General features: G+C 47.3%; 11 protein-coding genes. 8 read left to right on the forward strand and 3 right to left on the reverse strand.

The annotated features are described in order from the left end of the window. Positions 1 to 11 precede the first annotated feature (11 nt). The 4 genes from ICN49_RS06305 to ICN49_RS06320 all read left to right on the forward strand — a co-directional run bounded on the left by ICN49_RS06305 (position 12) and on the right by ICN49_RS06320 (position 4,575). The gene (locus tag ICN49_RS06305; RefSeq protein ID WP_216166882.1) at positions 12 to 1,076 is read left to right on the forward strand and encodes a microcin C ABC transporter permease YejB; all 1,065 of its coding nucleotides are present in this window, start codon (positions 12 to 14) and stop codon (positions 1,074 to 1,076) included. Further along, the gene (locus ICN49_RS06310) at positions 1,073 to 2,098 is read left to right on the forward strand and encodes an ABC transporter permease (protein ID WP_216166832.1); all 1,026 of its coding nucleotides are present in this window, start codon (positions 1,073 to 1,075) and stop codon (positions 2,096 to 2,098) included. Before ICN49_RS06305 ends, ICN49_RS06310 begins: the two co-directional genes overlap by 4 nt. Next, the gene (locus ICN49_RS06315) at positions 2,095 to 3,774 is read left to right on the forward strand and encodes an ABC transporter ATP-binding protein (protein WP_216166833.1); all 1,680 of its coding nucleotides are present in this window, start codon (positions 2,095 to 2,097) and stop codon (positions 3,772 to 3,774) included. The genes ICN49_RS06310 and ICN49_RS06315 overlap by 4 nt, the downstream gene beginning before the upstream one ends. A gap of 126 nt (positions 3,775 to 3,900) precedes the next feature. Beyond that, entirely contained in the window at positions 3,901 to 4,575 is a 675-nt protein-coding gene (locus ICN49_RS06320) for a C40 family peptidase (RefSeq protein ID WP_216166834.1), read from the forward strand. A gap of 37 nt (positions 4,576 to 4,612) precedes the next feature. Here ICN49_RS06320 and ICN49_RS06325 read toward each other — a convergent pair whose 3' ends face one another. The 3 genes from ICN49_RS06325 to ICN49_RS06335 form a co-directional block, all read right to left on the reverse strand. After that, the gene (locus ICN49_RS06325; RefSeq protein ID WP_216166835.1) at positions 4,613 to 4,888 is read right to left on the reverse strand and encodes a BrnA antitoxin family protein; all 276 of its coding nucleotides are present in this window, start codon (positions 4,886 to 4,888) and stop codon (positions 4,613 to 4,615) included. Beyond that, the gene (locus tag ICN49_RS06330; protein ID WP_216166836.1) at positions 4,872 to 5,141 is read right to left on the reverse strand and encodes a BrnT family toxin; all 270 of its coding nucleotides are present in this window, start codon (positions 5,139 to 5,141) and stop codon (positions 4,872 to 4,874) included. The genes ICN49_RS06325 and ICN49_RS06330 overlap by 17 nt, the downstream gene beginning before the upstream one ends. A gap of 72 nt (positions 5,142 to 5,213) precedes the next feature. After that, the gene (locus ICN49_RS06335; RefSeq protein WP_439650852.1) at positions 5,214 to 6,128 is read right to left on the reverse strand and encodes a patatin-like phospholipase family protein; all 915 of its coding nucleotides are present in this window, start codon (positions 6,126 to 6,128) and stop codon (positions 5,214 to 5,216) included. 189 nt (positions 6,129 to 6,317) lie between these two features. Between ICN49_RS06335 and scpB the strand changes: the two genes are divergently transcribed. The 4 genes from scpB to nusA all read left to right on the forward strand — a co-directional run bounded on the left by scpB (position 6,318) and on the right by nusA (position 10,970). Then, the gene (scpB, locus tag ICN49_RS06340; protein ID WP_216166837.1) at positions 6,318 to 7,049 is read left to right on the forward strand and encodes an SMC-Scp complex subunit ScpB; all 732 of its coding nucleotides are present in this window, start codon (positions 6,318 to 6,320) and stop codon (positions 7,047 to 7,049) included. Positions 7,050 to 7,055: 6 nt separating this feature from the next. Further along, the gene (gene rluB, locus ICN49_RS06345; RefSeq protein WP_216166838.1) at positions 7,056 to 8,828 is read left to right on the forward strand and encodes a 23S rRNA pseudouridine(2605) synthase RluB; all 1,773 of its coding nucleotides are present in this window, start codon (positions 7,056 to 7,058) and stop codon (positions 8,826 to 8,828) included. A 172-nt stretch (positions 8,829 to 9,000) separates the two neighbouring features. Next, the gene (gene rimP, locus ICN49_RS06350; RefSeq protein WP_216166839.1) at positions 9,001 to 9,492 is read left to right on the forward strand and encodes a ribosome maturation factor RimP; all 492 of its coding nucleotides are present in this window, start codon (positions 9,001 to 9,003) and stop codon (positions 9,490 to 9,492) included. Beyond that, complete coding sequence (gene nusA / locus ICN49_RS06355; RefSeq protein WP_216166840.1) at positions 9,489 to 10,970, forward strand: transcription termination factor NusA; 1,482 nt, start codon at positions 9,489 to 9,491, stop codon at positions 10,968 to 10,970. Before rimP ends, nusA begins: the two co-directional genes overlap by 4 nt. Positions 10,971 to 10,977: the final 7 nt, after the last annotated feature.

The raw sequence follows: 10,977 nt of genomic DNA on the forward strand, positions 1-10,977 counted from the left end.
TGCAAGGACAAATGCGCTCCTACATCTTTAAGCGTCTGCTCTTAATGATCCCAACCTTGTTGGGTGTTTTAACCTTGACCTTTGCCGTGGTGCAATTTGTACCTGGTGGTCCAGTAGAGCAAATGGTTCTGGAATTGAAGGGTAAAGGCAATGCCTCAGTAGGGGGCTCAGAGTCTTCTGGTGCGGGCGCTACCTATCGCGGCCGACAAGGCGTTGATGCTCAGCGCTTAGAAGAAGTGAAAGCACTCTATGGTTTTGATAAGCCACCACTTGAACGGTATTTCATGATGCTGGGACGCTTTGCAACATTTGATTTGGGGCAGAGTTATTACCAACATGAAAGCGTCTGGCGTTTAGTGGTGTCTAAGTTGCCGGTTTCGATCAGTATTGGTTTGTGGACCTTCTTCATTACGTATTTGGTCTCTATTCCGCTGGGGATAGCCAAGGCAGTTCGCGATGGATCTCGTTTTGATGCTGTGACCAGCAGCATGATCTTGGTGGGTTATGCCATACCGGGATTTGTGTTGGGCGTGCTCTTACTAGTGTTGTTTGGCGGCGGTAGTTTCTTGCAAATATTTCCTTTGCGAGGACTGACCTCTGATAACTGGAGTGATCTCAGTTTGATGGGCAAGGTCTTGGATTATTTATGGCACTTGGTGCTGCCTATTACGGCATCTGTCCTTGGCAGTTTTGCTGTCGTCACCATGTTGACAAAGAATTCTTTCTTGGAAGAGATCCGCAAGCAGTATGTATTGACTGCCAGAGCAAAGGGCTTGACAGAGAAACAAGTGCTTTGGAAGCATGTGTTCCGCAATGCCTTATTGCCTTTGGTGACAGGATTCCCAGCCGCATTCATTGGTGCTTTCTTTACTGGCTCATTATTGATTGAGACCTTGTTCTCATTGGACGGCTTAGGTTTGCTGTCGTATGAGTCAGTGATGCGTCGCGACTACCCCGTGGTGTTTGGGACTTTGTATTTATTCACCTTGATTGGTTTATTCACCAAGCTCATTTCTGATCTTTGCTATGTCTATGTCGATCCGCGCATTCAGTTTGGTGCTGGGGGTGGTTCATGAGTCGTTGGCAGCGCTTTAAGGCTAGCCGTACAGGCTATGTGAGCTTATGGGTCTTTATGACTCTGTTTGGCTTAAGCATGTGCGCCGAATTGATTGCCAACGACAAGCCTTGGATTGTTCGCTATGAAGGCCACTTCTATTTTCCGATTGCTCACAACCAAGCGGAAACCGTTTTTGGTGGAGACTTTGCAACCCCGACAGATTTTTTAGATCCTGATATTCGTCGGAACATTACGAGTAACGGTAATTGGGCGATTTATCCACCAATTCAATATAGCTACGAAACACTCAATTACTTTTCACAAGTGCCTAACCCTGCGCCACCTTCTTGGGATAACTGGCTTGGCACTGATGATCGTGGGCGCGATGTCTTAGCACGCTTAATTTATGGTTTTCGTCTATCGATTTTGTTTGGTCTGGCACTCACCATTGTTGGTGTTAGCGTCGGCATTATCACAGGCTCCTTAATGGGCTTCTTTGGCGGCAAGTTTGATTTGATTTCGCAGCGCTTGATTGAAATTTGGTCGGCCATGCCAGAGCTCTATCTCTTAATTATTTTTGCTTCCATTTTTAACCCCAGTATTTGGCTGCTCATTATTTTGTTGGCTGCCTTTGGCTGGATGGGTTTATCGGATTATGTGCGCGCTGAGTTTTTACGCAATCGTGCCTTGGAGTATGTGCGTGCTGCCAGAGCATTGGGTTTGACGAATGTCCAAATTATGCGGCGTCATATTCTTCCCAATAGCTTGACGCCAGTCATTACTTTTTTACCTTTCCGAATGAGTGCGGCCATTCTGTCGTTGACGAGCTTAGATTTCTTGGGCCTAGGTGTACCCCCGGGAACACCGAGTTTGGGGGAGTTACTTTCTCAAGGGAAGGGCAATTTAGATGCTTGGTGGATTTCACTTTCTACTTTTGTTGTTTTGGTCGCCACCCTATTGCTATTGACATTCATGGGTGAGGCTTTACGGGATGCATTTGACTCTCGTAAATCAGGCTTGATGAGTGGAGGGCGCTCATGAGTTCAGCTCCTAAGTCATTTAACCCATTGTTGCGTTATGAGGATCTATGCATTTCCTTTGGATCTGGACGCCGTGAGAAGTTTGCCGTTCATCATCTTGATTTAGAAATCGGCGTTGGTGAACGCGTCGCCTTAGTCGGTGAATCGGGTTCAGGAAAAACCTTGACCGCACTGGCACCTTTGCGATTGGAGCCAGAGGGGGCCAAGGTTACCGGCCGGATTTGGTGGAGCGGCAAAGAGGATGTGAATAAACAGACTTCGAGAACACCGATCGACCTGCTAGCTTTACCGATCCAGGATATTCGTGAGATACGTGGCCGTGAGATTGCCATGGTGTTTCAGGAGCCAATGACTGCACTCAATCCATTGTTCACTGTTGGCAATCAAATTGTCGAAGCAGTGCAGGTCTATCAGCCACTGATCTCTAAAGCAGATTGCATGTCAGCTGCAATTGAACTGCTGAAGAAGACTGGTATACCTGAGCCAGAAACCCGTTTTCATTCTTACCCCCACCAGCTCTCTGGCGGTCAAAGACAGCGCGCCATGATTGCGATGGCCTTAGCTTGTAAACCGCGCCTCTTAATTGCGGATGAACCCACCACTGCTTTAGATGTGAGTCTGCGTTTACAGATCTTGGACCTCTTAAAAGAATTGCAAGAAGAGGCAAAAGATGATGGCGGCATGGGCATCTTGCTCATTACCCATGATCTCAATTTAGTGAAACATTTCGCACATCGGGTTGCAGTGTTAAATCAAGGCAACCTCATGGAAGTGGGGACAACCAAACAGGTCTTTGAGCGACCTGAAGATCCTTACACACGTGCTTTAGTCAATAGTCAGCCTGTGCGCGAGATCGCGCCGGTGATGCCCTTAGCCCCGGTACTGCTAAAGACCGATAACTTGTCGGTTTCTTATCCAGCTACCCAAGCAGCCTCCTGGTTTAAGAAGCAGCCTCGCCACCAAGTATTGCGTAAGGTCAATTTTGAATTAAAACAAGGTCAGACTATTGGTGTCATTGGCGAATCAGGCTCTGGTAAAACGACTTTAGGTATGGCCGTACTTGGATTGCTTGGCGACTCTATGGCAGAGGTCACTGGTGATGTCGATGTTCTCGGTAATGATTGGCAAAAATTAAAGTCTGTCGAGCGGCGTGCATTGCGCTCCAGTTTGCAGGTGATCTTTCAAGATCCATTTGGCTCACTCTCCCCGCGGATGAATGTGATGCAAATTATTTCCGAAGGTTTAGATGTGCATTTTCCGAATCTGTCTGCTACCGAGCGTGAGTCCAGAGTTTTGGATATGTTGCGAGAAGTGGGTTTAGATCGGGCGGCATTAACCCGCTATCCCCATGAGTTTTCTGGTGGGCAAAGACAGCGCATCGCGATTGCTCGCGCACTGATTTTGCGTCCTCAGATTTTGGTTTTAGATGAGCCGACCTCCGCCTTGGATGTTTCCATTCAAAAGCAGGTTCTGGCTTTATTGAGTGAGCTCCAGAAAAAATACAACTTGGCCTACCTCATGATTAGCCATGATTTGGCAGTGATCCGCGCCATGTCGCATGAGGTAATGGTGCTCAAAGGCGGCAAAGTAGTGGAGTTTGGCGAGACCGAGGCCTTGATCAAAAATCCTCGGCAGGTGTATACAAAAGAGCTTTTTACAGCCGCTGAGCTGACTTAAGTTGCCCTATAGCCGGTCCAAATTGGTGCATATGCCCTTGATTGGCGCAAAAAATCTTTTATAAACAAGATGTTAGCCCTACAGTGAAGTCTTGGTTAATGAGAGGTTCTTTGTTAAACTAGTTCGATGTCACTCAAAAAAGCAGCACTTTCATTGTCTCTAGCCACGCTTGTGCGCTTTGGCCTGATATTGGGCTGTGCTTTTTCGTTTTCTGTGACCCAGGCGGCGGATGTTGCACAAGATGCTCCCGTTGAGATTTCTAAAGATGCTCCAAAAGAAAGCATGTTCCAAGCAGGTAAGTCTTACTTTGCTCGCGTGTCGGATCGCTTGGTAGATTCCGTATCCGGAAAAACTGAAGAGTTAATTAATCAAGCGATGGTGGTGATTGGTGTGCGCTATCGCTGGGATACTGAATTGCCACAATCCGGTTTGGATGGCAGCAGTTTCGTTGGCTATGTGTTTAAAGATAAGTTGGGATTCTTGTTGCCGCGTAAGTCGACTCAAATGAGTCGTGTTGGCAAACCCATTAATCGTGAAGAGTTGCAACCAGGCGACTTAGTCTTTTTCAATACCATGCGCTTAACTTTTTCTCATGTCGGCATTTATGTCGGTGACAACAAATTTATTCACTCCCCATCTAAGGGTGCGAGTGTGCGCGTTGATGACTTAGGCAGCTTGTATTGGGATAAACGTTTTGATGGCGCTCGTCGCCTAGACGGTAGTGACAACCTTGGCGATCAAGAGCGTCAAGACCTACTCAATGAGGTCAAGAACCTCAAGCGTAAGTCGCGTAGTCTTTAAAAGGTTCTGCGACTGAGAATAAGATCAGTCAACCTTTTCATGAAGCAAGTTCATGTTCTTTAAGCCACTCTTTGAGTGCTAGATCAATTCTGGTTTGCCACCCAGCTCCTGTTGCTTTAAATGAATCAATCACCTCGCTGGATAGACGAATAGTTGTTGAAATCTTTGTCGGCAATACTTGCGTCCCCCTAGACTTGCGGGAGGCTAATTTTGTTTGTAAGGATTTTGGTAGGTCTGCAAATTTTTTAGCTGCCTTTAGCTCAGCAGCAGTCCATTCAAAATCTTCCTGATCAATCTTAGGCTTGCTGTTCATACTTTTCGATCTCTCGCTTATTTGCTTTTCTAAAACTAATGACTCGAATGCCTTTTGTGGTTTCTAAAAATACTAGAGCATGTAATCTCGTATTCAAGAAACCAATGGCGCGTCTGCGAAGTTCCCCATAGTTTTTTCGCACGTCGATTGAAAACTTCGCTGTTTCAAAATCGAACTCTGCCACTTCTTCAAATGAGATATTTCGTTCTTGAATGTTCTTTGCGTTTTTGCTTTGGTCATAGGTAATCTCCATACATCAAATTGTAACTACAATTTGATGTATGGAAATATACCATGTCTCCCCAAAGGTTGTGGGGATAAGCCCTTATATCTTCAGTTTTTCTTTGATTAGTGCCATCTGCGCTTGTGCTGCAGCTTCTCCAGCCAGAATTGCAGCATTTCTGGATTTGAAGTCACTGCCACCCATTTGTTTGAGTTGGGGCTGAATCACAATATCGGCAGTTTTTAACTCATGCTCATTAATACTTCTTTGCATGATCGAGATGGTTTGTTGCAGGATTCCAAAAGTTCCGCTGGCATCTTGATGAACGGGCTCTGAAGAAATGTTCACGGCGATGACTAGAGTAGCGCCCATTTGCCTTGCATAACTAACCGGCACTGGCGCAACCAATCCGCCATCAACGTATTCTTTGCCGCTAATCACTGCCGGCTGAAATACGCCCGGCACACTACAGGAGGCTCGGACTGCTAAGCCAGTATTGCCAGTTCTAAATAAAACACCTTTGCCTGATTGGAGTTCAGTTGCCACAATTCCTAATGGAATACGCATTTGCTCAATCGATTTATTTTGTACTTCGCGGTTCACCATGTTTTGCAGGGCATCACCTTTGATCAGTCCGCCAAAGCGACCGGCAAAAGGCAGACCCCAATCCGCAATAGTGGCTTCATCTAAATTCAGAGCAAGTCGATTGAGATCGTTGCCAGTGGCACCAGAAGCCAATAGGGCGGCAATCACACTGCCAGCACTGCTACCAACAACAATATCTGGATGAATTCCTTGGGCCTCAAGCGCCTTAATCACACCAACATGGGCAAACCCGCGCGCAGCACCTGCCCCTAGAACAAGGCCGATAACGGGCTTGTGACCAGTAAATACCCCGCAAGAACTCAGGCTTGCACTGCCTGCAATAGCCCCTAGACCTAGGCTGAGATTCAAAAAACGGCGTCTTTTTGTGAGGTCTGTGGCGGATATGGGGGTTTTAGGTGGAAATTGGCGCATATAGCTATTGTATTGAGCCTACCCTATAATGGGTCCACGGTGAACGAAGATAAATCGTTTCAGCGCGGACGGCCCCCTAATCAGAATTAAAGAGACGGAATGTCCGTAGTAGCTAGATAACACCACAAACCCATTATTGAAATACATTATTAAAGTCTAATCAGGATATTGCCTGATAGCCCGAATTTTATGGATGATCACCACAAGCGCGTAATTGAAACAGCTCTCCTGTGCGCGCAGGAGCCACTCACTGTTACTGATATCACCCGATTATTTACGGAAGATGTTGTTGGTGCAGAGATAGAAGATGTTTTATTGGATCTTCAGCAAGAATGGCACGACAAAGGCATGGAGCTAGTGCACATCGCTACAGGCTGGCGTTTTCAGAGTCGTTTGTCGATGCGCGAATACTTAGATCGCTTAACACCAGAAAAGCCGCCAAAATATTCTCGTGCCGTGATGGAAACCTTAGCAATCATTGCTTACCGTCAACCAGTAACGCGAGGTGAGATTGAAGAGATCCGTGGTGTTGCTGTGAGTAGTAACGTCATGAAGCAATTGGAAGATCGTGGTTGGGTTGAAGTGATTGGCCATAAAGAAACAATCGGTCGCCCTGGTCTATATGCCACTACCAAACAATTCTTAGATGATTTGAGTTTGACAAACTTGCAAAGTTTGCCAATCTTGGAAGACTCTGCGCCGATGGCTGCTGCTGAGCAATTGGGGCAGGCGGTCATGGAGTTTGATCCTACTGCTACTGTCGAGACAGTGGTTGAGCTGGATGAGAACGGTCAAGAGATTATTCAAATCGACTTTGAAGAAACTATTCAAGAAGTAACAGAAGAAGCAAGTGCAGAAAAAACAGAAGTAATAGAAGAGGTTCCCCCTGAGTCTGAAGACAAAACAGACGAAACAAAATAATGATTAATGACAAGCTCTAACGAAAACGATTCATCCCCAGTAGTTCCTTCATCGGCAAGCCCTACTAATACTGAGACAAGCCCATCAAACAATGATGGCGCTGCTCCTCAAGGTCGCGAGGGTGGTGAACGTCGTCCACGTCGCACCGGTACTGGCAAACATCCCTTTAATAAGAAGCGCCCCTTCAACAAGGACAAGCCTCGTAGAGAAGGCGGCGATACCAATGGTCCTCGAGAAGGTGGCGGCAATCAGTCAGCAAAATTAGCTCCCAATCCCGCCGAGAGTGAGGCTTTGTTTGCTTCAGTAGTGTCCGGTGAGTTCGATGCTGCTTTGGATGCTCCAGAAGCGCTTGAAACAAAAAATCCCGATGGCGTGAATGAGAATGAGGTTTCTCATCAGACCGGTGCCGAGCGTCGTGCTCAGCGTGTGCGTCACGACGAAGATGCGGATATGCCGAGTGATGATGAGATGAGTAGTTTGCAATTTGCAAACGTGGATGACTTGCCTCTGAGTTTGCGTGATGAAGTTTGGTCGGATTTAGATGGTTTAGATGATGATGCTGATGATGAAGATACCGTTAAGCTTCATAAAGTATTAGCCGATGTTGGCATGGGCTCACGCCGCGACATGGAAGATTTAATCATTCAAGGTCGTGTATCGGTGAACGGTTTACCTGCTCATATTGGGCAGCGTATTGGACCGACAGATCAAGTGCGCATTAACGGCAAGCAAGTCCACCGCAAGATTCAGACTAAGCCGCCACGCGTGATCATGTATCACAAGCCTTCTGGTGAAATCGTGAGTCAGTCCGATCCAGAGGGACGTCCAACCGTATTTGATCGTTTGCCTAAGCCGCGCCAAGGTCGCTGGATTGCAGTAGGCCGCCTGGACTTCAATACTGAAGGCTTACTCTTATTTACCACTTCAGGTGAATTAGCAAATCGCTTAATGCATCCCCGTTATGGCGTCGAGCGTGAATACGCTGTGCGTATTTTGGGTGAATTGAGTCAAGAAAATACTGCGCAACTCAAGAGCGGTATTCAGCTTGATGATGGCCAAGCACGTTTCCTGCGCTTAGCTATGGGTGGTGGTGATGGTGCTAATCGTTGGTATCAGGTTGCCTTAACAGAAGGCCGTAATCGTGAAGTGCGCCGCATGTTTGAAGCGGTTGGTCACGTTGTTTCTCGTTTGATCCGTACCCGTTATGGCATGTTCTTATTGCCTCCACGTCTGCGTCGTGGCAAATGGGAAGAAGTTTCTCCCGATGGCGTTGCAAATCTCATGAAATCTGCAGGCTTAAAAGTGCCTCAGGCTCAAGATAGGGGTCGTCCAGGTCCTGGCTCACATGGTCGGGATCGTCATGCAGGTGTGGCTGGAGAAGATTTCCAGCCTGATCCAATGCAAACTTCAGTGTCTTATTGGGGTTCGCGCGATGCTTTGACGATGGCTGATGGCCATAATGGCCTGACTCATCAAGGTAGGGGTGGTAAACCTGCTGGCGGTGGCTCAGCTGAGGGGCGCGGTCCTTTCCGGGGTCGTACTCAAGGCGGTAGACCAGGTCAGGGCAGTGGCCAAGGCGGTAGAGCAGGGCAAGGCGGTGGTCAAGGTGGTCAGGGTCAAAACCGTAGCAAGGGCGCAAAAGTCCATCACGGACAATCCGCTTTTGTGACCGCAAACCCACAAAGTCCAGGCAATGGACCTAAACGGGGTGCACCGAAAGGGCGCAAACCATTCAATAAAGGCCCCAGAAAGCCACGAAATCCAAGCGAAAGCTTCTGATTTCTATCGGTTTTCCCCTAAATCGGCTATAATTTTGGTCTGCAGTAGTTTGCTGCTGTTGTGAGTAGTTACCGACTGATGTTGCGATCAACGTAAGTCGGCCTGTTCTGATTTTTGAGAATATGGGCTTCAAAGCCCATTTTTTTTTGCCAAATTGGCTTGAAGGGGTGTCGTGAAAGATCAGCAGATTATTTCTGCAGAGCTGGAAAACTTGGGCTACGCGCTGGTGGATATCGAGCGTGAAGCTGGAGGTTTGCTGCGCGTCACGATTGAAAACCCCGATTACGAGCGTTTAATTAACGTGGAAGATTGCGAAAAGGTAAGTCATCAGCTGAGCTACACGCTGCCAGTTGAAAATATTCCTTATGAGCGTTTAGAGGTTTCTTCCCCAGGTTTAGATCGTCCCGTGAAGTCTGCAGCAGATTTTGAGCGCTTTTCTGGCATGGAAGTAGAGATGAAGTTGCGTGTTGCCGTTGGCAGCCGTAAGAATTTTCGTGGTGTGTTGCAAGGTTTGCTGAGTGGTGAATTGAATTCACCGGATGCGAAATTTGGTTTGTTGTTTGAAGGTGCCGATGGCGCCGAGTCTCAATTGGAGTTTTCTTTAGCCGAGGTCGATAAGACTCGGTTGGTCCCTGTTATTGATTTCAAAGGAAGAAAGTCATGAGCCGAGAAGTTCTCATGTTGGCAGACGCCCTAGCGCGTGAAAAAAACGTTGATCAAGCAATTGTGTTTGAGGCGCTAGAGATGGCCTTAGCCTCTGCGACCAAGAAACGCTATACAACAGAAGATGTTGATATTCGCGTCTCAATCGATCGCGAGTCTGGTGAATACGAATCCTTCCGTCGTTGGTTGGTCGTGCCAGATGAAGCTGGTCTGCAAGAGCCTGACAAAGAAATTTTACATTTCGAAGCACTTGAGCAATTTCCAGATATGGAAGTTGGCGAGTTCATCGAAGAGCAAATTGAATCCTTAGCCTTTGGTCGTATTGGGGCACAAGCTGCCAAGCAAGTGATCTTGCAGCGTATTCGTGATGCTGAGCGTGAGCAAATTTTGAACGACTACCTTGATCGTGGCGAAAAAGTCATGACCGGTACCGTTAAGCGTGCCGATAAGAACGGCCTCATTATTGAATCTGGTCGCGTTGAAGCGTTGTTACGTCGGGATCAAATGATTCCGAAAGAGAATTTGCGTTCAGGCGACCGTGTCCGCGCTTACATCCTTAAAGTGGATCGTGAAGCGCGTGGCCCACAAATCGAACTGTCGCGTACTTGCCCAGACTTCTTGATCAAGTTATTTGAAAACGAAGTTCCTGAGATGGAACAAGGCCTATTAGAGATTAAGGGTGCAGCTCGTGACCCTGGTGTTCGCGCCAAGATTGCAGTGGTTACTTATGACAAGCGTATCGATCCAATCGGTACTTGCGTAGGTGTTCGTGGCACACGCGTTACTGCAGTGCGTAATGAAGTTGCTGGCGAAGCTGTCGATATCGTGTTGTGGTCTGAAGATCCAGCACAGTTTGTGATTGGTGCTTTAGCGCCAGCACAAGTATCTTCTATCGTGGTTGACGAAGAGCGTCATGCCATGGATGTGGTGGTTGATGAAGAGAACTTGGCAATCGCCATTGGCCGTAGCGGACAAAACGTTCGTTTGGCTAGCGACTTGACTGGTTGGCAGATCAACATCATGACTCCAGAAGAGTCTGCAGAGAAAACTGAAAAAGAAGCCGCATCTGTACGTCAGTTGTTTATGGATAAATTGGATGTGGATCAAGAAGTGGCTGATATTTTGATTGAAGAAGGTTTCAACACATTGGAAGAGGTTGCGTACGTACCCTTGTCTGAAATGTTAGAAATTGATTCATTCGATGAAGACACTGTAAATGAATTGCGTACTCGTGCACGTGACTCCTTGTTAACCATGGAATTGGCTAAAGAAGAGCGCGTTGGCGAAGTATCACAAGACTTACGCTCCCTCGAGGGAATGACAACGGAGTTGATTGCTAAGCTTGCTGACAATCAAGTTCATACCCGTGACGACCTTGCTGAACTGGCTGTTGATGAGCTAGTTGAGGCGACACAAATTGACGAAGAAACTGCGAAAACGCTCATCATGAAAGCGCGCGAACATTGGTTTACTTCATGAGAGGAAG

It is taken from the genome of Polynucleobacter finlandensis, assembly GCF_018881755.1.
Lineage (GTDB): Bacteria > Pseudomonadota > Gammaproteobacteria > Burkholderiales > Burkholderiaceae > Polynucleobacter > Polynucleobacter finlandensis.